Annotated in this window: 20 protein-coding genes and 1 pseudogene; 10 read left to right on the forward strand and 11 right to left on the reverse strand. The window is 75.7% G+C overall.

All coding sequences use genetic code 11. From position 1 onward, the window contains the following. Genes ACPFP2_RS01275 through ACPFP2_RS01300 form a run of 6 tightly spaced genes read right to left on the reverse strand, consistent with a single transcriptional unit; the run spans position 1 to position 4986 of the window. On the reverse strand, positions 1 to 657 hold the full coding sequence (locus tag ACPFP2_RS01275; RefSeq protein ID WP_424085174.1) for a GTP cyclohydrolase II: 657 nt from the start codon (positions 655 to 657) through the stop codon (positions 1 to 3). Positions 658 to 669: 12 nt separating this feature from the next. After that, positions 670 to 1695 (reverse strand): lysylphosphatidylglycerol synthase domain-containing protein, encoded by a 1026-nt coding sequence (locus tag ACPFP2_RS01280; RefSeq protein WP_424085176.1) that lies wholly within the window; start codon positions 1693 to 1695, stop codon positions 670 to 672. 59 nt (positions 1696 to 1754) lie between these two features. Further along, positions 1755 to 2576, reverse strand: a complete 822-nt coding sequence (locus ACPFP2_RS01285; protein WP_424085179.1) for a class I SAM-dependent methyltransferase — start codon at positions 2574 to 2576, stop codon at positions 1755 to 1757. Then, entirely contained in the window at positions 2573 to 3604 is a 1032-nt protein-coding gene (locus tag ACPFP2_RS01290; RefSeq protein WP_424085181.1) for a glycosyltransferase family 4 protein, read from the reverse strand. Before ACPFP2_RS01290 ends, ACPFP2_RS01285 begins: the two co-directional genes overlap by 4 nt. Before the next feature lie 3 nt (positions 3605 to 3607). Next, entirely contained in the window at positions 3608 to 4006 is a 399-nt protein-coding gene (locus tag ACPFP2_RS01295) for a 6-pyruvoyl trahydropterin synthase family protein (protein ID WP_424085183.1), read from the reverse strand. 2 nt (positions 4007 to 4008) lie between these two features. Further along, positions 4009 to 4986 (reverse strand): zinc-dependent alcohol dehydrogenase, encoded by a 978-nt coding sequence (locus tag ACPFP2_RS01300; protein WP_424085679.1) that lies wholly within the window; start codon positions 4984 to 4986, stop codon positions 4009 to 4011. Between the two features lie 93 nt (positions 4987 to 5079). Between ACPFP2_RS01300 and ACPFP2_RS01305 the strand changes: the two are divergent. Then, positions 5080 to 5838, forward strand: a pseudogene (locus tag ACPFP2_RS01305) (CDP-alcohol phosphatidyltransferase family protein); the annotation flags it as partial. A 103-nt stretch (positions 5839 to 5941) separates the two neighbouring features. Further along, the gene (locus ACPFP2_RS01310; RefSeq protein ID WP_424085185.1) at positions 5942 to 7855 is read left to right on the forward strand and encodes a sulfatase-like hydrolase/transferase; all 1914 of its coding nucleotides are present in this window, start codon (positions 5942 to 5944) and stop codon (positions 7853 to 7855) included. Positions 7856 to 7913: 58 nt separating this feature from the next. On the opposite strand, the gene ACPFP2_RS01315 is transcribed toward ACPFP2_RS01310, so the two are convergent. After that, positions 7914 to 9032 (reverse strand): FUSC family protein, encoded by a 1119-nt coding sequence (locus ACPFP2_RS01315; RefSeq protein ID WP_424085187.1) that lies wholly within the window; start codon positions 9030 to 9032, stop codon positions 7914 to 7916. Positions 9033 to 9230: 198 nt separating this feature from the next. Between ACPFP2_RS01315 and ACPFP2_RS01320 the strand changes: the two genes are divergently transcribed. Genes ACPFP2_RS01320 through ACPFP2_RS01330 form a run of 3 tightly spaced genes read left to right on the forward strand, consistent with a single transcriptional unit; the run spans position 9231 to position 11868 of the window. Continuing rightward, positions 9231 to 9905 (forward strand): response regulator transcription factor, encoded by a 675-nt coding sequence (locus tag ACPFP2_RS01320; protein WP_424085188.1) that lies wholly within the window; start codon positions 9231 to 9233, stop codon positions 9903 to 9905. Continuing rightward, positions 9902 to 11257 (forward strand): sensor histidine kinase, encoded by a 1356-nt coding sequence (locus tag ACPFP2_RS01325; protein ID WP_424085190.1) that lies wholly within the window; start codon positions 9902 to 9904, stop codon positions 11255 to 11257. The genes ACPFP2_RS01320 and ACPFP2_RS01325 overlap by 4 nt, the downstream gene beginning before the upstream one ends. A 14-nt stretch (positions 11258 to 11271) precedes the next feature. Continuing rightward, positions 11272 to 11868: a GerMN domain-containing protein gene (locus ACPFP2_RS01330; protein ID WP_424085192.1), complete on the forward strand. Its 597-nt coding sequence runs from the start codon at positions 11272 to 11274 to the stop codon at positions 11866 to 11868. A gap of 58 nt (positions 11869 to 11926) precedes the next feature. Here ACPFP2_RS01330 and ACPFP2_RS01335 read toward each other — a convergent pair whose 3' ends face one another. Genes ACPFP2_RS01335 through ACPFP2_RS01345 form a run of 3 tightly spaced genes read right to left on the reverse strand, consistent with a single transcriptional unit; the run spans position 11927 to position 14826 of the window. Next, positions 11927 to 12712: an ABC transporter ATP-binding protein gene (locus ACPFP2_RS01335; RefSeq protein WP_424085681.1), complete on the reverse strand. Its 786-nt coding sequence runs from the start codon at positions 12710 to 12712 to the stop codon at positions 11927 to 11929. 42 nt (positions 12713 to 12754) lie between these two features. Continuing rightward, the gene (locus tag ACPFP2_RS01340; protein ID WP_424085194.1) at positions 12755 to 13780 is read right to left on the reverse strand and encodes a FecCD family ABC transporter permease; all 1026 of its coding nucleotides are present in this window, start codon (positions 13778 to 13780) and stop codon (positions 12755 to 12757) included. Next, positions 13777 to 14826: a FecCD family ABC transporter permease gene (locus ACPFP2_RS01345; RefSeq protein ID WP_424085196.1), complete on the reverse strand. Its 1050-nt coding sequence runs from the start codon at positions 14824 to 14826 to the stop codon at positions 13777 to 13779. The genes ACPFP2_RS01340 and ACPFP2_RS01345 overlap by 4 nt, the downstream gene beginning before the upstream one ends. An 89-nt stretch (positions 14827 to 14915) precedes the next feature. Between ACPFP2_RS01345 and ACPFP2_RS01350 the strand changes: the two genes are divergently transcribed. Continuing rightward, positions 14916 to 15947, forward strand: coding sequence for an ABC transporter substrate-binding protein (locus ACPFP2_RS01350; protein WP_424085199.1), 1032 nt, complete (start codon positions 14916 to 14918; stop codon positions 15945 to 15947). A 5-nt stretch (positions 15948 to 15952) separates the two neighbouring features. Then, on the forward strand, positions 15953 to 16816 hold the full coding sequence (locus ACPFP2_RS01355; protein ID WP_424085201.1) for a siderophore-interacting protein: 864 nt from the start codon (positions 15953 to 15955) through the stop codon (positions 16814 to 16816). A 102-nt stretch (positions 16817 to 16918) separates the two neighbouring features. Here ACPFP2_RS01355 and ACPFP2_RS01360 read toward each other — a convergent pair whose 3' ends face one another. Further along, a complete protein-coding gene (locus tag ACPFP2_RS01360) occupies positions 16919 to 17215 on the reverse strand; it encodes a hypothetical protein (RefSeq protein WP_424085203.1) in 297 nt (98 codons plus the stop codon). Between the two features lie 339 nt (positions 17216 to 17554). Here ACPFP2_RS01360 and ACPFP2_RS01365 point away from each other — a divergent pair, with 339 nt between their 5' ends. From ACPFP2_RS01365 to ACPFP2_RS01375, 3 genes are all read left to right on the forward strand, one after another. Continuing rightward, entirely contained in the window at positions 17555 to 18010 is a 456-nt protein-coding gene (locus ACPFP2_RS01365; RefSeq protein ID WP_424085205.1) for a DUF4383 domain-containing protein, read from the forward strand. A 115-nt stretch (positions 18011 to 18125) separates the two neighbouring features. Beyond that, entirely contained in the window at positions 18126 to 18686 is a 561-nt protein-coding gene (locus ACPFP2_RS01370) for a PadR family transcriptional regulator (protein ID WP_424085207.1), read from the forward strand. 14 nt (positions 18687 to 18700) lie between these two features. Continuing rightward, on the forward strand, positions 18701 to 20416 hold the full coding sequence (locus tag ACPFP2_RS01375; RefSeq protein WP_424085209.1) for an acyl-CoA dehydrogenase: 1716 nt from the start codon (positions 18701 to 18703) through the stop codon (positions 20414 to 20416). Positions 20417 to 20521 lie beyond the last annotated feature (105 nt).

Raw genomic sequence — 20521 nt, forward strand, 5'->3', positions numbered from 1 at the left:
TCAGGTCAGCGACGGCGCGTCGACGGTCCGGGCAGCGGCCCGGTTCGCCTTCGCCGCCAGGTAGTCGGCGTTGGCGGGGGAGAGGAACACCCCCGTCGGCACCACCTCGGTCACCGTCACCCCGAGCCGGCCGAGCTGCTCGGCCTTCTCCGGGTTGTTGCTGAACAGGGCGATCTGCTCCACCTCCAGCACGGCGAGCATCTGCGCGGCGGCCCGGTAGTCCCGCTCGTCCTCGCCGTGCCCGAGCGCCACGTTCGCCTCGTACGTGTCCAGGCCGGCGTCCTGCAACGCGTACGCGTCCAGCTTCGGGTAGAGGCCGATGCCCCGGCCCTCCTGCCGCAGGTAGAGCAGGAACCCGCCGGCCTCGGCGATCCGCTCCACCGCCTCGCGCAACTGGGGGCCGCAGTCACAGCGCTGGCTGCCGAAGACGTCCCCGGTGAGGCATTCGCTGTGCGGGCGGACCAGCGGCGCGACGCCGCCCGCCGCGTGACGCCGCAGCGAGCCCGCCCAGTCGCCCAACCCGAACGCCAGATGCTCCCGGCCGTCCACCAACCCGTCGAACGAGAAGACCCGGGCCGTCGTGGCGTACCCGTCGGGGAAGCGGAGGGGGACCGTGACCTGCGTGCGGACCGTCGCGACCGGCAGTGCTTCGTACATGTGTCTCCTCCGTCAGACGCCGCCGGCCAGCCCGGCAGCGGGTACCGCGGCAGAACCACCCTGGTTCACCGTACGAGCCGTGGACCGATCCCGCCGACTGGCCGGACGGCGGCGCAGCAACAGCACGGCGGCGCCCGGGAGCGCGGCGAGCAGCACCAGCGCCCCGTACACCAGCGCGGTGGACACCCCCTGGGCCGCGCCGAGGCCGGCGGCCCCGAACGCCCAGGCGGCCGTGCCCTCGCGCGGGCCGAAACCGGCCATGTTCGCCGGCAGCCCCATCGCCAGCAGCGCGAGCAGGGTCAACGGCACCAGGTGCGCCACCGGGGCGGTGGCCCCGGCCACCCGGGCCGCGAGCACGAACGTGGCCAGGTGGCACAGCACCACCACCACCGAGGCCAGCAGCACGCCCGACGCCCTCCGGCGACCCAGCAGGCCGGCGCGGACGTCGGACGCGGCGGCGCGCAGCGCGCGGGCCCGGCGCGACGGCCCGGAGCGGGGCAGCGCCCGGACCAGCAGCACCAGGGCCAGGGCGGCGGCCACGGCCAGCCCGACGGCGGCCGGCAGGTACGGCCGCACCGGTGAGGGCAGCGTCAGCAGGATCACCGCCGCCAGGGCCACCTGCACCACCTGCCCGGCGCCGCGCTCCCAGACCACGGCCCGCACCGCCCGGCCGACGTCCCCCGCCTCGCGCCCGTGCCGGACGGCCCGGTGCACGTCGCCGAGCACCCCGCCGGGCAGCGTGGCGTTGAGGAAGACCGAGCGGTAGCAGTCGGCGACGGCCGTGCCCAGCGGCAGCCGCACGCCGAGCCCTTCGGCGACCAGCCGCCACCGCCAGGCGCAGCAGAGGGTGGCCACCGCGCCGAGCAGCAGCGCCGCCACCACCGTCGGGGCGTCGATGCGGCGCAGCGCCGCCAGCACCGGTCCGGTGCCCAACCCCCACAGCAGCGCCGCCACCAGCGCCACGCCGCCCAGGTTGCTCACCCACGCCCAGACCGGGCGGGCGGACGCGGGGGATGTGTCGCCGGCAGCCTGTGGCACGCGGAGCCTCCTAGCGCGAAGATCGTCACCTCCTTGCACGTACCAACCGGCCGGCCGGTTCATTCCGCCCCGGCGAGCAGGTCGTCGTGCCCCACGGTCACCGTCAGCTCACCCTCGGCGGCCGCCGCCAGCCGGCGGCGCGCGTACCCGACCGTCCGGTCGGCCAGCTCGGGGCGCTGCTCGACGGCGGCCTCCAGCCAGCCGGTGAACCACTCGGCGGTCAGCGCGGCCTGCGCCGGGCCGAGCCGCCACGGGGTGGACCGCACCTCGGTGGGCACGCCGTGCCGGGTGAACGCGGCGACGGTCGCCGCGGCGGCGTCCGGCCCGAGCAGCGTCCGGCCGTCGACGGTACGGCGCTGGTGGTCGTCGAACGCGGCGGCGACCTCGGCGTCCAGCGGGTCGGCCGGGTCGAACGCCACCCGCCCGACGACCGACAGCACGAACAGCGCCGGGCAGCCGGCCCCGGCGCAGGCCGCGACGATCCGGTCGATCTCCTCGCCGGTCAGCATGTCCAGCAGCGCGGACGCGGTGACCAGGCCGGCCCCGGACAGGTCGGCGGCGGTGAGCCGGGTGATGTCGGTCTGTCGGGTCCGCACCTGCACCGGGCTGCCGTCGGCCGCCACCGGCGGCCGTGCGCGGGCCCGGTCGAGCAGGCCGGGGTCGCGGTCGTACAGGATCCACTGCTGCGGTCCGGGCAGTCGCGGGGCCAGCCAGCGGGCCATCGAACCGGTGCCGCTGCCGAGGTCGTGCACCACCAGCGGCCGGCCGGGGGTCAGCCGGGCGCGGACCCGGTCGACCAGGTCCTCGGCGCGGGCGGCGGCGTCGGCGGGCTCGCGCAGCGCGAGCCAGTCGGCGAAGGGGTCGGTGGCGGGCAGGGTCATGTCGTCACTCCGTCCAGGACGTGGGCGATCAGCGTCGCGGTGGCCGGCCAGCCGGCCAGCGTGCCGCGCCGGGCCAGGGCGGCCCGGCGCAGCCGGTCACGCAGCCGCGCCTCGCCGAGCCAGCGGCGCAGCGCGTCGGCCAGGGCGGCCGGATCGTCGGGCGGCACCAGCAGGCCGGGCAGGTCGCCGTCGGGGGCCCGGCCCAGCGCCTCCGGCACCCCGCCCACCGCCGTGGCGAGCACCGGCAGGCCGCGGGCGAGGGCCTCGGTGACCACCATCCCGTACGTCTCGGCGCGTGAGGCGAGCACCAGCAGGTCGGCGTCGGCGTACGCGGCGTCCAGGGCGGCGCCGGTACGCGGGCCGGTGAACCGTACCCGCCCGGCCAGCCCCAGGTCGCCGGCGAGCCGGCGCAGCCCCGCCGCGAACCGCGGGTCCCGGGTGAGCGCGCCGACGCAGTCCAGGGTCCACGGCGCCGGCACCTCGGCGAGGGCGCGCAGCAGCACGTCGTGTCCCTTGTGCGCGACGACCGCCGCGACGCAGAGCAGCCGGGTGCCGGCCGCCGTGCCCGCGACCGCCTCGGCCGGCGTCACGCCGGGGACGGCCACGTGCACCCGGGCGGGGTCGAGCCGGTACCGGTCGAGCAGCCGCCGCCGGGTCCAGTCGCTGGTGGTGACCACGGCGGCGGCGCAGGCCAGCGCGGCGTCCTCGGTGTCGCCCTCCATCGGCATGTGCACCAGCACCACCAGCCGCAGCCGCCGGGCGTGCCCGGCCAGGACCTCCGGCACCACCGAGGCGACCAGCCCGTCCAGCAGCACCGGCGTGCCGTCGGGCAGGCCCGCGAGCAGCCCGGCCAGCCCGGCGCGCGCCGGGCCGTCCGGACGCGGCCAGTCCGCGGGTACGGCGTGCTCGCGCACCGTCCAGCCCCGCTCGGCCAGCCCGTCGCAGACCCGCCGGTCGTAGCTGTTGCCGCCGCTCGGGGTCGCCGGGTCGTCGATGTCGCCGGGCAGGACGACGTGCACCACGGGCACGGGCTACAGCGACCGCTCGTAGGCGGCCCAGGCCACGTGCGACTCGTGCAGCGTGACGGTGATCCCGGCCAGCCCGTGCGCGCCCTCGCCGAGCGAGCCGGCGTGCACCCGCTCGGCCAGCCGGTCGGCGATCGTCCGGCAGAGCACCTCGGTGGTGGTGTTGACCCCGGCGAAGGCCGGCTCGTCGTCCAGGTTGCGGTAGTTCAGCTCGGCCAGCACGGCCTTCAGCTCGGTGGTGGCCAGGCCGATGTCGACCACGATGCCGTCGGCGTCGAGGTCGGCCCGGCGGAACGTCGCGTCCACCACGAAGGTGGCCCCGTGCAGCTTCTGCGCCGGCCCGAAGACCTCTCCCCGGAAACTGTGGGCGATCATGATGTGGTCCCGTACGGTCACGCTGAACACGGTCACTCCCCGTCGTAGGTGATGAGGTGGCACAGCGCGGGGAGGGTCCCCGCGGCCAGTCGGTCGAGCACGTCGGGCAGGTCGTCGAAGCGTGACCGGCCGGTGAGCAGGGCGTCGAACGCCGGGTCGGCGAGCAGTTCCAGGGCGAGCGCGAGGCGCTCGGCGTAGCTGCGCCGGGCCCGGTTCGGCGAGACCGTGCCGACCTGACTGCTGCGGATCGTCAGCCGTCCCGAGTGGAACGGGCCGCCCAGCGTCACCTGCACCGGCCGGTCGCCGTACCAGCTCAGCTCGACCACCGTCCCCTCCGGCGCGAGCAGGTCCAGCGAGCGTTGCAGGCCCGCGCCGGTGGCGCTGGCGTGGACCACCAGGTCCCGCCCGCCGGTGGCGTCCTGCGGGGCGGCGAACCCGACGCCGAGCGCGTCGGCCACGGCGGCGCGCGCCGGGTCGGTGTCGACCAGTTCCACCCGGACGCCGGGGAAGCGGGCGAGCAGGGCGGCGACCGCGCAGCCGACCATGCCGCCGCCGACCACGCTGACCCGGTCGCCGACCATGGGGGCGGCGTCCCAGAGCGCGTTCACCGCGGTCTCCACCGTGCCGGCCAGCACCGCCCGCGCGGCCGGCACGCCGTCCGGCACCGGGGTCACCGCCGAGGCGGGCACCACGTACGCGGTCTGGTGCGGGTGCAGGCAGAAGACGGTACGCCCGTGCAGCCGCGCCGGCCCGGCCTCGACCACCCCGACGCTGAGGTAGCCGTACTTGACCGGGGCGGGGAAGTCGCCCTCCTGGAACGGGGCGCGCATCGCGGCGTACTGGCCCTGCGGCACGCCGCCGGTGAACACCAGCGTCTCGGTGCCCCGGCTGACGCCGGAGAAGAGGCTGCGCACCAGCACGTCGTCGGGTCCCGGCCCGGGTAGCGTCACCGGTCGGATCTCGCCCTCGCCGGGGGAGCGGAGCCAGAAGGCGCGGGCGTCGCGGATCACGCGGTCGTCTCCCATCCGGCGGCGAACCGAACCGATCGGCCGCGCGCTGCGTACTGCTCTGTCGAGGTCGTCGATCATAAACACGGAGGCAGCGTGTCCAGGGTTCGAACCGGTCCGGTGCTCGGACTGACCGCGCAGCTCGTCCTGCTGGCCGTGCTGGCCGCGACCGTCGGGCTCGACGTCGCCGGGTGGCTGGCCGGCGCCGGGTACGGGATCGTCCTGTGCGTCGTGCTGGCGCGCGGCCTGCGCCGGCACGGCGGCCGGCTCGGACCGGCCGACCGGGTGACGTTGACCCGGGCGGTGCTGGCCGGCGGGGTGACCGCGCTGGTGGTGGACGCCGTCGACTCCCCGGCCCCGCTGGCGGTGCTAGTGCCGCTGACCGCGGTGGCGCTGGCCCTGGACGCGGTGGACGGCTGGGTGGCCCGGCGCACCGGCACCGCCAGCGCGCTCGGGGCGCGGTTCGACATGGAGGTCGACGCGTTCCTCATCCTGGTGCTGAGCCTGCACGTCGCCCCGGTCGTCGGGCCCTGGGCGCTCGCCATCGGCGGCATGCGGTACGCCTTCGTCGCCGCGAGCTGGGTGCTGCCCTGGATGCGCGGTTCCCTGCCGCCGCGCTACTGGCGCAAGGTGGTCGCCGCCGCGCAGGGCGTCTTCCTGTTGACCGCCGTCGCGGACCTGCTGCCCCGGCCGGTGACCGCCGTGCTGGTGGCGGTCTCGCTGGCGCTGCTGGTGGAGTCGTTCGGCCACGACGTCGGCTGGCTCTGGTGGCACCGTCCGGCCCGCGCCGCCACCGTGCCCCCGGCGCCGCAGCCCGTCGGGACGCCGCAGCCCGTCGCGGGTGGACGGTCCCGGCGGGAGGCCGCCGTGCCCGAGCGTCCGTTGGTCGCGCACCAGCCGGTCTGAGCCGTACGCCCGCCCGGCGAGCGCCGGGACCTGCCCAGGAAGGGACACCACCGTGTCAGTGCCGTCGCGTTCCGAGCCCCGACCGGCGGCGGACGACCCGTCCGGCATCGGGGGCGACGCCGCCAGCCCCGACCCGTCCCGGGACACCGGGCCCGAGCGGGACGCGTCGACGGCGGACGCCGTCCGCCCACCCGCCGGCCCGGACGCTGCCCCGACCCCGGCCGGCGAGGGCGGTTCCACGTCGGTGCCCGCTCCGGACGGTGACCCGGCCGGCGTGCCGCGGGAGGTCGCCACCGACGCCGCCCGCGTCGACGGCGGAGCCGCCACCGCGCGCGGTCGGCTGCGTACCGTGGCCGGGGCGGTGACCAGCGTCCTGGCCGGGCTGCTGGTCCTCGCGGTGCTGGCCGCGCCGAACCGGCTCGACCAGCTCACCCCCACCGCGTTCCTGCGCGTGCCGGTGGAGGCGCTGGCCGCCGGTGTGCTGCTGCTGGTGCTGCGCGGGTGGGCCCGGCGGGCGGCGGCCCTGCTGCTGGGTGCCGCCCTCGGGCTGCTCGCCATCGTCAAGCTGCTCGACATGGGCATGTCCGCCAGCCTGGCCCGCCCCTTCGACCTGGTGCTCGACTGGGTGCTGCTCGACGACGCGTACGGCTTCGTCACCGACTCGGTCGGCCCCGGTGGCGCGGTCGGCGCCGCCGTCGGGCTGGTCGCCCTGGTCCTCGCGCTGCTGGTGCTGACCATCCGGTCGGTGCTGCGGCTGACCCGGCTGGTGGCCCGGCACGACCGGGCGACGGTCCGGGTGCTCGCGGCCCTCGTGGCGGTCTGGGTGGCCGGGGCGACGATCGGGGTGCCGGTCGCCGACTCCCGCTCGTCGGTCCTGGTCGGCCAGCACGTCGGCCAGGTCGGCGCCGGGCTGCGGGACCGGCAGGCGTTCACCGACGAACTCGCCGCCGACGCCTTCCGGGACGTCCCGGGCGACCGGCTGCTGACCGGCCTGCGCGGCAAGGACGTCGTCCTGGCCTTCGTGGAGAGCTACGGCCGGGACGCGGTCGAGGACCCGCAGTACGCGCCCCGGGTCGGTGCGGTCCTCGACGGCGGCACCCGTCGGCTGGCGGCGGCCGGGTATGCGGCCCGCAGCGGCTTCCTCACCTCCCCGACGGCGGGCGGCGGCAGCTGGCTGGCCCACGACACGCTGCTGTCCGGACTCTGGGTCGACAACCAGCAGCGCCACCTGACCCTGCTGGCCAGTGACCGGCTCACCCTCAACGGCGCGTTCCGGCGGGCCGGCTGGGACACGGTGGGGGTGATGCCGGCGGCGACCGCGCCCTGGCCGGAGGGGAAGTTCTTCGACTACGTGCGCTACCACGACGCGGCCGGTCTCGGCTACCGGGGCCCGAAGTTCAGCTACGCCCCGATGCCCGACCAGTACACCCTGGCGGAGTTCCAGCGCCGCGAGCGCGCCACGAAGGACCGCGCCCCGATCATGGCGGAGATCCCGTTGATCTCCAGCCACTCGCCGTGGGCGGCGATCCCCCGGATGCTCGACTGGGACCACGTCGGCGACGGTTCGATCTACCGGCGGCCCACCTCGGTGGCGGCCAACCCGTCCGACGTGGTGGGGCGCAGCGTCCCGGAGGTGCGCACCGGCTACCGGCGGGCCGTCGAGTACTCGTTGAACAGCCTGATCTCCTACGTGGAGACGTACGGCGACGACGACCTGGTGCTGGTCTTCCTCGGCGACCACCAGCCCGCCCCGATGGTCACCGGCGAGGACGCCGGCCGGGACGTGCCGGTCACCATCGTCGCCCGGGACCCGGCGGTGCTGGCCCGGGTGGACGGCTGGGGCTGGCACGAGGGGCTGCGGCCCGGCCGGGACGCGCCGGTGTGGCGGATGGACGCCTTCCGGGACCGTTTCCTCACCACCTTCGGACCCCAGCCACCGGCCCACGCCACCCCGCCGTCCCGCTGACCGGTCCCACCGCCGGTCGCTGCGGTGCGCCGCCCGGACGGCGGTGCCGCGGGACCGGTCAGCCGTGGGGCAGGCCGAGAGCCTCGTCGACCCGACCCAGCACGGCCGCGTCGTCCACGCCGACGCCGCGCAGCAGGTCGATGGCGGTGGCCCGGATCTGGCCCACGATCATCACCACCGGCAGCGGCGGGTCGGTCCGCAGCAGCCCGGCAGCGATCCGGACCGCCTCCATGGCGTGCTCGTCGGCCCGCTGGGCGTGCCGGTCGGCGTCGGAGCGTCCGACCAGGTCGGTGGAGAGGGCGTCGGCGGCGGCGCGGACCGCCCGCGCGAGCGCCCGCAACGCGGCGCCCAGCTCCGGCGGGGTCGCGGTGTGCAGCCGGGTCAGGGTGACCGCGTTGCGGGCCAGCACCCGGATGTTGCGCACGGCGTAGTCGAGCTGGCGGCAGGTCGCCTCGACCTCCTCCACCTGGCCGAGGTGGCGGCGCTTGCGCACCCGCAGCCGCAGCGACTCGGTGCAGGCCCGCACGGCGGTGCGGAACCGGTCCACGCAGCCGTCCACCTCGCGGGCCCGCTCCAGCGCCGCCCGCGCGGCCTGCTCGTCGCAGCGGCACAGCGCGTCGTCGAGCCGGGTGAGCAGCTCGGCCAGGTCGCCGTAGGTGCGGCGGGCCTCGGCGACGAGCGGGGCGAGTGGGTCGCGGGCCACCATGAGCTGGCTGGCGGCCAGTGCCACCGCGCCGCCGATCAGCGCGTCGACGAAGCGGAACGGCACCATCGTGCCCTGCGGCGCGGCCACCACCACCAGGTAGAGCGCGGAGATCGCGGCCTGGACGGTCAGGGTGCTGCTCGCCCCGACGCCGACCATCAGACCGATGGTCAGCAGCAGGACGAGGAAGATGGTGCCGGTGCCGGTGGGCAGCGCCTGCACGGCCAGGTCGGCGGCGAGCACCCCGGCCGCCACCCCCAGCACCATCTCGACGGTCTGGCGTACCCGCTTGCCGCGCGCCTCGCCGAGCACGATGAGCGCGGCGCTCGGCGCGAAGAACGGGTCGGGATGGCCGATCAGCCGGGCCGCCACCACCCAGGCGATCGTCGCGGCGACGGCCGCCTCCAGCGCGGGCCGCCAGCCCTGCCGCAGCCGGCCCGCCGCCGTCCCCGCCCACTGCCGCACGCGCGTCATCCCCGACTCTCCTCCGGCTGTCCACCGGATCGTGCCGCCCGGCCCCGGGGCCGTGACTACCCCGAGCGGCGCGTGGCGCAAACGGGGTACGGCGCGCCGGGTGGACCGGACCGCCGCTCGGATGACAGTTGGGTGACAAATTTCGCGTCCGGCCGACACGGTTGGCCGTCCCCGCCCCGGCCCGGGCACGATGCGGATATGGCGGGCGTACTGGTGATCGAGGACGACGACCGGATCCGTCTGGCGCTGCTGCTGGCCCTGGAGGACGAGGGCTACGTGGTGCGTGGGGCGGCCACCGCGGAGGAGGGGCTGCGCGCGCAGCGGCAGGACCCCGCCGACCAGGTGCTGGTCGACCTGATGCTGCCCGGCCTGGACGGCTTCGAGTGCATCCGGCAGCTGCGCCGCGACGACGACGTGCCGATCGTGGTGGTCAGCGCTCGTGACGACACCCACGACATCGTCGCCGCTCTGGAGGCCGGCGCCGACGACTACGTGGTCAAGCCGGTGGCGATCAAGGAGCTCTCCGCCCGGCTGCGCGCGCTGCGCCGCCGGGCCCGCACCGCCGCCGCGCCGGTGCCGGTGTACGCCTTCGGCAGCCTGGAGATCAGCCCGGAGGAGGGGGAGGTACGCCGGGACGGCCACCCGGTGTCGGTCACCCGCACCGAGTTCCGGCTGCTGTGCGAGCTGGCCGAGCACGCCGGCCGGGTGCTGTCGCGCCAGCAGTTGCTCAGCCGGGTCTGGGGGTACGACACCGGCGACGAACGGCTGGTCGACGTGCACGTGGGCCGGTTGCGGCAGAAGATCGAGGCCGATCCGGCCAACCCGCGGCACCTGGTCACCCTCCGCGGTCTCGGCTACAAGCTGCAGCGATGAGGCGTCTCGGCCTGCGGGCCCGGGTGACGGCCGCGTTCGCCGTGGGCGCCCTGCTGCTGTCGGCGCTGATGGCCCTGGTCTCGTACGAGTTGGTCCGGCGCTCGCTGCTGGAGGAGCGGGAACGCACCGCGGTGCGGGCGGCGTACTTCGACGCGGCGGTGGTGCGCACCGGCCTGGACACCGACACGCCGGACGTGTACGAGGTGCTGCGGTCGCTGGACACCGGCGGCAGCCGCCGGGCCCTGGTGCACCGCGAGGGGCGGTGGTACGCCCGCACCGCCGACGAGGGCCCGTCCGGGGCGGTGCCGGCGGGGCTGGTGGCGATGGTCGTCGGGGGCGAGCCGGCGGTGCAGCGGGTACGGGTCGACGGCCAGCCGGCGCTGCTGGTCGGGCTGCCGCTGTCGGAGTCGACCGGCTACTACGAGATCACCTCGTTGCGCGAGTTGGAGCAGACCTTCCAGGTGCTGGCGCTGGCGCTGACCGTCGTGGCGATGACCGTGGCCGGCTCCGGGGCGGCGCTCGGCTGGTACGCCACCCGGCACGGCCTGCGGCCGCTCACCGCGGTCGCCGACGCGGCGGAGAAGATCGCCGCCGGGGACGTCACCGCCCGGCTTGCCCCAGGCACCGACCCCGACCTGGCCCGCCTCTCCACCTCGTTCAACCGGATGGTCGACCAGGTCGCGGAGCGCATCGAGCGGGATCGCCGGTTCGCCGCGGACGTCAGCCACGAGCTGCGCTCGCCGTTGCAGACCCTCTCCGCCGCGGCGAGCGTGCTGGCCCGCCGCCGGGAGCACCTCGACGGGCGCACGGCGACCGCCGCCGGCCTGGTCGTCGAGGAGGTGACCCGCTTCGAGCACCTGGTCGACGACCTGATCGAGCTGGCCCGCAGCGACCGGCCGGCGCAGCGGGAACCGGTGGACGTGGTGGCCCTGGCCCGCCGGGTGTGCCGCGGGCAGGGGCTGCCGGAGTCGCTGGTCCGGCCGGAGCCCGCAGCGACCGAGCTCTGGTCGGTCGACCCGCGCCGGGTCGAGCAGATGCTGGTCAACCTCCTCGACAACGCGGTGCGCTACGGCGGTGGCCCGGTCGCGGTGCGGTTGTCCCGGGTCGGTGGGTTCGGGGTGGTGGAGGTCGACGACGCCGGCCCGGGTGTGTCGCCGGCCGACCGGGAGGTGGTCTTCGACCGGTTCGTCCGTGGCCGTGCGGCGCACGCCCGCGCCGGTGGGGACGGCACCGGGCTCGGCCTGGCGCTGGTCGCCCAGCACGCCGCCGCGCACGGTGGCCGGGCGGCGGTGGGGGACCGGCCCGGTGGTGGGGCGCGGTTCCGCGTCGAGCTGCCGGGAGCACTGTCGTGACCGGGAGCACTGTCGTGACCGGGGGCCACGGCGCGACCGCGGGTCGTCGGTGGCGGACGGCGTCCGCCCTGCTCGCGACGCTGGCGCTGGGGCTGGCCGGGTGTGGGGTGCCCGCGGAGGACCGGCCCCGTGGGGTCCGCCCGCCACCGGGGATGGGCCTGCCGCCGGTGGCGGCGCCGAGCCCGGCGGCCGGCCGGGTGGCGCAGCCGATCTGCCTGGTCCGCGACGACCGGCTGGTCCGGGTGGTCCGTCAGGTCGACGTGGCCGGCGACGTCGACCTGCACCTGCGCCGGCTGCTCGCCGGCGCCTCCGCGGCCGAACGGGAGGCGGGCCTGGGCAGCGCCCTGCCCGGGGCGGTGGGTGTCACCGGGGCGCGGCTGGTGGACGGCCGGGTCGAGGTGTCGGTCGCCCCGCCGTCGGACGAGTCGGGCCGCGCCGACGAGGTGTTGGCGTACGGGCAGGTCGTCTGCACGCTGGACGCCCGCGACGACGTCAGCGGGGTGTCGTTCGTCCGGGACGGGCGGCCGCTGGGCGTGCCCCGGGCCGACGGGTCGCTCTCCCCGGCCCCGCTGACCGCCGCCGACTACGCCGCGCTCACCGTCCCGAGTTGACCGGTCCGCGCGTCGTGCCGGCGGTTCGTTTCCGGCCGGACCGAGAGCGAGCAGGACGTCACGGACGCGGTCCGGGCACGCGGGCGGCCGACGGGCGGGCGGCGGGGACGACCAGCGGGGTGCCGGTCTCCGGGTCCTCGACGATCCGGCACGGCAGCCCGAACACCTCCCGCACCAGGTCGGCGGTGACCACCTCACGCGGGTCGCCCTCGGCCACCACCCGGCCGTCGCGCATGGCGATCAGGTGGGTGGCGTAGCGGGCCGCCTGGTGCAGGTCGTGCAGCACCGCGACCAGCGTGCGGCCCTGTTCGTGCAGGCGGGCGCAGAGTTCCAGCACCTCGACCTGGTGGGCGATGTCCAGCCAGGTGGTCGGCTCGTCGAGCAGCAGCAGGGGGGTGCGCTGGGCCAGCGCCATGGCGATCCAGACCCGTTGCCGTTGCCCGCCGGAGAGTTCGTCGACCGGCCGGTCGGCCAGTTCGGCGACCCCGGTGTCGGCCATCGACTCGGCCACCACCCGCTCGTCCTCGGCCGACCACTGGCGCAGCAGCCCCTGGTGGGGGTACCGGCCCCGGGCCACCAGGTCGGCCACCGTGATGCCGTCCGGCGCGACCGACGACTGCGGCAGCAGACCGAGGGTACGGGCCACCGCGCGCGACGGCAGGGAGTGGATGTCCCGCCCGTCGAGCAGCACCGTCCCGGCGCGTGGGCGCAGCGTACGGGCCAGGGCGCGCAGCAGGGTCGACTTGCCGCAGGCGTTCGGCCCGATCACCACGGTGAACGAGCCGTCCGGCACGTCGACCGTCAGCCCTTCGGCGACGACCCGCCGGTCGTACGCCAGGGTCAGCCCGACCCCGCCCAGACGTGGGTTTCCCGACACGTGAACTCCTCAGCTCCGTCCGGCCCGCCGCTGCGCGGCGAGCAGCCACACCAGGTACGCCCCGCCGAGCACGCCGGTCACCACCCCGACCGGCAGTTGCCGGTCGGGGAACGCCCGCTGCGCCACCAGGTCGGCGGCGACCAGCAGCACCGCCCCGACCAGCGCCGAGGCCATCAGGTTCGGCCCCGGGGCACGGGTCAGCCGGCGGGCCAGGTGCGGGGCGGTGAGCGCGACGAACGAGACCGGGCCGGCGGCGGCCGCGGCGACGGAGGCGAGCAGCACCGCCGCGGCGAGCAGCGCCTGCCGGACCCGGGGCACCGGCACGCCCAGCGCGGTGGCGGTGTCGTCGCCGAGCTCCACCATGGACAGCGCCCGCGCGCCGGCGAGCAGCACCGGGGTCAGCGCGGCCAGCACGGCGAGCAGGGGCAGCGCCTGCGACCAGCCGCGGCCGTCGAGGCTGCCGGTGAGCCAGAGCACCGCCCGGGCGGCATCCATCAGGTGGGCGCGGGTGAGCAGCCAGCCGTTGACCCCGGTGAGGATCGCGGTGACGCCGATGCCGACCAGCACGACCCGGTAGCCGGCCAGTCCCCGCCCGCCGGTGACGGCCCGGATCAGCAGGCCGGTGGCGAGTCCGCCGGCCAGCGCCGCGCCGGCCAGGGTGAGGCTGCTGCCGCCGCCGACGACCACGACCAGCGCGCCGGTCGCCGCCCCCTGGGTGATGCCGAGCACGTCGGGGCTGCCGAGCGGGTTGCGCAGCAGCGACTGCACCACCGCGCCGGCCAGGGCCAGCGCGCTCCCGACGCCGAGCGCGGTGACCAGCCGGGGCAGCCGCAGTTCGCCGACGATGAACTCCTCGGCGGCGGTGCCGCCGCCGGTGAGGGTGCGCAGCACGTCGGCGGGGCTCATCGGGTAGTCGCCGCCGCCGACGGCGAGCACCCCGAGGGCGAGGGCGGCCAGCACGCAGCCGGTGACGACGGCCAGCGACCGGGCGCGCCAGCGCAGCGAGATTCCGCCCGGGGCCCGCAGCACGCTCATCGGCGGGCCACCAGGCGCAGGAAGAGCGGTCCGCCGAGGATCGCGGTGACCAGGCCGACCTGGAGTTCGCCGGGCCGGCCGAGCACCCGGCCGAGCACGTCGGCGCCGAGCAGCAGGACCGGGGCGTAGAGCGCGCAGGCGGGCAGCAGCCAGCGCAGGTCCGGCCCGGTCAGCGGCCGGACGAGGTGTGGCACGAGCAGCCCGACGAAGACGATCGGCCCGCAGGCCGCGGTGGCCGCGCCGCAGAGCAGGGTGACGGCGGTGATCGCGCCCGCGCGGACCAGGGCCGGTCGGGCGCCGAGCGCCCGTGCCGCGTCGTCGCCGAGTGCCAGGGCGTTCAGCGAGCGGGCGCAGGCCAGGCCGGCGAGCAGTCCGGCCAGCATGAAGGGCGCGACGGTACGCACGGTGCCGAAGTCGGCGGCGGCCAGCGAGCCGACCGTCCAGAACCGCAGCCGGTCCAGCGAGGCGGAGTCGAGCAGCATCATCGCGCTGACGTACGAGTAGAGCACCGCGTTCAGCGCCGCCCCGGCCAGCGCCAGCCGCTCTCCGGTGGCGTGCCGGCCGCCACCGACGGCGTACCCGAGGGCGGTGACGACGGCGGCGCCGAGCAGGGCGAACCAGATCCAGCCGCCGACGGTGGCCACGCCGAGCAGCCCGACGGCGGTGGCGACCGCGGCCGACGCGCCGGCGTTGATGCCGAGCAGTCCCGGGTCGGCGAGCGGGTTGCGGGTGAGTGCCTGCATCAGTGCCCCGGCCATGCCGAGTGCCGCCCCGGCGAGCAGGCCGAGCAGCGTGCGGGGCAGGCGCATGCGGTGCACCACGGCGTGCTCGGGGGAGGCGGCGGAGACCAGGCCCTGCCAGACCTCGGCGGGGGAGAGCGGGCGCGCGCCGACCGCGACGCTGAGCAGGGCGACGGTGATCAGGAGCAGCAGGCCGGCGGCGAGCACTCCGGCGCGCCGACGGCGACGGGTGACCGGCGCCGAGGGTGGCGCGTCGACGAGTGTGGTGACGGACAGTGTCGGCTCCGATGTGGGGAGAAACCGCACGGCGGCTCTTGACGGCTGGTTAGGTTAGGTTAACCTAACCCCGTCATCGCGGATCACCGCAGTCCGCCTCTGATCGAAAGACGTCAACGATGCTTCCATCCTCGTCCGCACGCGGACTTTCCCGGCGGGGCCTGCTGGCCGCCGGCGGTGCCACCCTCGCCTCCCTCCTGGTCGGCTGCGGCGGTGCCGACAAGACCGGATCCACCAGTGAGAAGGCGGCGAGCGGGCCCTGGTCGTTCACCGACGACCGCAACCAGAAGGTCGAGCTGAAGACCGCCCCCACCCGGGTGGTCGCCTTCACCGGGGTGGCCGCCGCGCTGATCGACTTCGGTCTGGATTCGCAGATCGTCGGGGTCTTCGGGGAGACCACCCGGGCCGACGGCACCCTCGACCCGCAGGCGGGCGCGCTCGACGTCGACAAGGTGACCGTGCTCGGCAACGTGTGGGGCGAGTTCAACCTCGAGAAGTACGCCGGGCTCCGCCCCGAGCTGCTGGTCACCCACATGTACGACCCCGGCGCGTTCTGGTACGTGCCGGACGAGAGCAAGGACAAGATCCTCGCCCTGGCGCCGAGCGTCACCGTCACCACCGCCCGGGTGCCGATGACCCGTCCCATCGAGCGGTACGCCGACCTGGCCCGCTCCCTCGGCGCGGACCTCAACGCCAAGAAGGTCACCGACGCCAAGGCCCGGTTCGAGGCGGCCACCGAGTCCGTCCGGCAGGCGGTGAAGGCCAACCCCGGCATCCGGGTGATGGCCGCGTCCGGCAGCCCCGACCTGTTCTACGTCTCCAACCCGAAGGTCAGCACCGACCTGATGTACTTCGCCGAGCTGGGCGTCGACATCGTGGTGCCGACCAAGCTCTCCGGTGGCGACTACTTCGAGAGCCTGAGCTGGGAGAACGCCGGCAAGTTCGCGGCCGACCTGATCCTGCTGGACAACCGCTCCACCGCGTTGCAGCCCAAGGACCTGGCCGCCAGGCCGACCTGGCAGGCGCTGCCCGCCGTCCGCGCCGGGCAGGTCACGCCGTGGGACGCGGTGCCCCGCTTCTCGTACGCGGGCGCGGCCCCGCTGCTGGAGAACCTGGCCACCGCCATCCGGTCCGCCAAGCGGCTGGGCTGACGCCGGTGAGCACCGCGACCGTCACGTCCCCGCTGGTCTACCGCTTCTACCGGGCCCGGGTGCGGCGCGTCCGGCGGGTGGGCGCGTCGCTGATCCGGGTCACCCTCACCGGCCCCGAGCTGGCCGGCTTCGCCGGCGGCGGGCGGGACCAGAGCGTCTCGCTCTTCCTGCCGCATCCCGGCCAGCCGGAGCCGGTCGTGCCGCTCGACGCCGGCGAGGACTGGTACGCACGGTGGCGGGCGACCGACCCGGCCGTGCGGGCGGTGATGCGCTCGTACACCATCAGCGCCCAGCGTCCCGAGGTGGCCGAGGTGGACGTCGACTTCGTGCACCACGGCGACGTCGGTCCCGCCTCCCGCTGGGCGGGCCGGGCCCGTCCGGGTGACGCGGTGGTGCTGCTCGGTCCCGCCACGCCGGACAACCGCAGCGTCTGCTTCCGGCCGCCGCCCGACACCGAGCACGTGCTGCTCGCCGCCGACGAGACGGCGTTGCCCGCGCTCGCCGGCATCCTCGCCTGGCTGCCCGCCGGCACGTCCGTCCGGGCCTGGATCGAGGTCCCGGACGCCGGGGACATCCGCCGGCTGCCGACCGCCGCCGACGCGGAGCTGCGCTGGCTGGTCCGGGGCACCACCCCGCCCGGCAGCGGCCTGCTCGTCGAGGCGGTCCGCGCCGCCCGGGTCCCCGCCGGTCTGCCGTACGCCTGGATCGCCGGCGAGTCCGCCACCGTGCGGGCGCTGCGGCGGCACCTGGTCGCCGAGCGTGGCCTGGACCGGCGGCGGGTGACCTTCGCCGGCTACTGGCGGCGCGGCGCCTCCGAGGAGGACCTGCGGGCGGAGGTCGTCACCGCCGCCGCGGCGCAGCTGTCCTGACCGGGTCACGCGTCGCCGGCGTCGTCCGTGGGGCGGCCGGACCGTCCTGACGGGCGCCGGGTCGTCGGCCTCGTGCCGGCCCGGTCGGCGGCGGCTGGGGGATCAGGCCGCCTCGGCGGTACGCGAGCGGCGGTGCGGCAGGGTGGGCAGGGACCGCTCCGATTCCGCCCCGCGCGGCGCGGGGAACTCCTCCGTCGTGGCGCCGGACATCTCCAGCGCCCGTCGGGCGTTGCGGGCGGCCTGGCAGGGCCACTCCTGGCGGTCGCAGAGCAGGTTGTCGCAGCGCCCCGCCTGGTCCGGCCGGTGTGCCTGCGCCACGTCGGCGGCGAGTCGCCACAGCAGCGGGTCGGTCACCTCGGCGGGCGCTGTTCGCGACTGCGCTCGGGTCTGCTCGGACACGGTTTCCCCCTTTGTTCGCACCGGTGGACAGTGTCCCGGCGTGCCGTACGACAAACCTCCGCCGCGGGTGGTCCTCGCCACGCTGCGCCGTTCGTGCCCCTCGCGTACCCTCGCGGCCCCGGTGGCCGGACGGCCCGTGCGGTGCAGTGCCGCCGTCGACGGGAAGCCGGACGGACGGGACGAGGCGCCGGCATGCTCGGCCCGCTCCGGGGTAGATGGGTGCGCACCGGCAGCGGCGGAGGGACCACCGACGCGGACGATCCGCCGGGGCGGACGCCGTTTGCGGCGTACCGGGCGGGGGATCCCGTCCGCACCCGGTCCTCGACGGAGGTGACTGACATGGTGAATCGACCCGGACGGGGCGCCCCGGCGGGCGACGCGTCGCCGGTGCGCCGCGCGGCGCAACTCGTCGGCGTGGTCTTCCTGCTGGTGGGGGTGCTCGGCTTCATCCCCGGCATCACCACCGACTACGACACGATGGGCTTCGCCGGCCACGAGTCCGAGGCGAAGCTGCTCGGTCTGTTCCAGGTGTCCGTCCTGCACAACATCGTGCACCTGCTCTTCGGCGTCGCCGGGCTCGCGCTGTCGCGCACGGTCTCCGGCGCGCGGACGTACCTGGTCGGTGGCGGCGCCCTCTACCTGGTGCTCTGGCTCTACGGCCTGGTCGTCGACGAGGACAGCGCGGCGAACTTCGTGCCGCTGAACACCGCCGACAACTGGCTGCACCTCTTCCTGGGCGTCGGCATGATCGCCCTCGGGCTGGCCCTGACCCGCCGACCGGCCGCCCGCCACTGACCGCAGTCCCCTGTCCGACGACGCCGCGCATCCCTCGCCGGGAGCGCGGCGTCGTCGTGTGACGGACGCCCCTGGCACCTTGCCTATGCAACTCGTTGCATAGCAGGATGCCGGCATGGCCCTCGAACACGCGATCCTGGTCGCCCTGCTGGAGCAGCCGGCCTCCGGATACGAGCTGGCCCGGCGCTTCGACCGCTCCATCGGCCGGTTCTGGACCGCCACCCACCAGCAGATCTACCGGGTGCTCAAGCGGATGGAGGCCGACGGCTGGGTCATCGCCGAACAGGTCGGGCAGGAGGGCCGGCCGGACAAGCGGTGCTGGTCCGCCGCGCCGGCCGGGCGAACCGCCCTCGCCGAGTGGCTGCACGCGCCCGTGCAGCCCGAGGCGGTCCGGCACGAGCTGGCCGTCAAGATCCGTGGTGCGGCCTTCGCCGGCCCGGCCGGCCGCGCCGCGCTCGTCGCCGAGGTCCAGCGCTACCGGGCCGACCACGAGGCGGTCCTCGCCCGCTACCTCGCCGGCGAGCGCCGCGACTTCCCCGACCCCGACGACCCCGACGCCCGCGCCGCCCTCCAGCACGTCGTGCTGCGCGGCGGCATCGCGTACGAGCGGATGGTGCTGGCCTGGCTCGACGACGTCCTGGCCACCCTGCGCGACCTCGACCGCCCCACCTCCTGAGGAAGGACACCCCCATGTCCGTGTTGCTGAACCCCCGCACCTACGACCCCGCCCACCTCGACGACGAGTCCCGGCGGCTGCTGCGCGCCACCGTCGACTTCTTCGAGCAGCGCGGCAAGAAGGCGCTGGTCGACAGCTACAACCGGCACGACTGGTACGGCGACTTCCTCGACTTCGCCGCCAAGTCCGGCCTCTTCGCCGCCTTCTGCACCCCGGCCGCCGACGGCGGCGGCGACCCGGCCAAGCGCTGGGACACCGCCCGCAACGCCGCGCTCAGCGAGGTGCTCGGCTTCTACGGCCTCGGCTACTGGTACACCTGGCAGGTCACCGTCCTGGGCCTCGGCCCGGTCTGGCAGAGCGACAACGCCGCCGCCCGCGCCCGCGCCGCCGAACTGCTCGACGCCGGCCACGTGATGGCCTTCGGCCTCTCCGAGCGCAGCCACGGCGCCGACATCTACTCCACCGACATGCTGCTCACCCCCGACGGCTCCGGCGGTTTCCGGGCCACCGGCGGCAAGTACTACATCGGCAACGGCAACGTCGCCGGCCTGGTCTCCGTCTTCGGCCGCCGGGCCGACGTCGAGGGTCCCGACGGGTACGTCTTCTTCGCCGCCGACAGCCGGCACCCGGCGTACCGGCTGGTGCGCAACGTGGTCAACGCGCAGATGTTCGTCAGCGAGTTCCGGCTGGAGGACTACCCGGTGCGCGCCGAGGACGTGCTGCACACCGGCAAGGCGGCCTTCGACGCCGCGCTCAACACCGTCAACGTGGGCAAGTTCAACCTCTGCACCGCCTCCGTCGGCATCTGCGAACACGCCATGTTCGAGGCGGTCACCCACGCCCACGACCGGGTCCTCTACGGCCGGCGGGTCACCGACTTCCCGCACGTGCGGCGGGAGTTGACCGACGCGTACGTGCGCCTGGTGGCGATGAAGCTGTTCAGCGACCGGGCGGTCGACTACTTCCGCTCGGCCGGGCCGGACGACCGCCGCTACCTGCTGTTCAACCCGATGACCAAGATGAAGGTGACCACCGAGGGCGAGAAGGTGATCGACCTGCTCTGGGACGTCATCGCCGCCAAGGGCTTCGAGGCGGACACCTACTTCGACAAAGCCGCCCGGGACATCCGCGGCCTGCCCAAGCTCGAAGGCACCGTGCACGTCAACCTGGCCCTGATCCTGAAGTTCATGGCGAACTACCTCTTCGCCCCGGCCGAGTTCCCGCCGGTGCCGACCCGGCACGACCCGGCCGACGACGAGTTCCTGTTCCGGCAGGGCCCGGCGCGGGGCCTCGGCGCGATCCGCTTCCACGACTGGCGGGCCGCGTACGACGTACACGCCCACGTGCCGAACGTGGCCCGGTTCCGCGAGCAGGCCGACGGGCTCTGCGCGCTGCTCGCCGCCCACGCCCCGAGCGAGGAGCAGCAGCGCGACCTGGACTTCCTGCTCGCCCTCGGGCAGCTCTTCGCGTTGGTGGTCTACGGCCAGCTGATCCTGGAGCAGGCCGAGCTGACCGGCCTCGACGCCGACCTGCTCGACGAGATCTTCGACGTGCTGGTCCGCGACTTCTCCGGCCACGCCACCGAGCTGCACGGCAAGACGGCCACCACCGAGGCGCAGGCGGACTGGGCGCTGGCCCACGTCCGTCGCCCGGTCGCCGACCCGGAGCGCACCGCCCGCGTCTGGAGCCAGGTCACCGCCCTCTCCGGCGCCTACGAGATGAACCCCTGACGGACCCGGTCCCGCCGGGCTCACGGTTTGCGGCCGATCAGGCGTCGATCGCGGGCTCCGCTCCGGCCAGGGTTCTGGTCGTTGACGTGGCACGGCGCTCGGGCT

Source organism: Micromonospora citrea (assembly GCF_049629545.1).
In the GTDB taxonomy this organism is placed as follows: Bacteria; Actinomycetota; Actinomycetes; order Mycobacteriales; family Micromonosporaceae; genus Micromonospora; species Micromonospora citrea_A.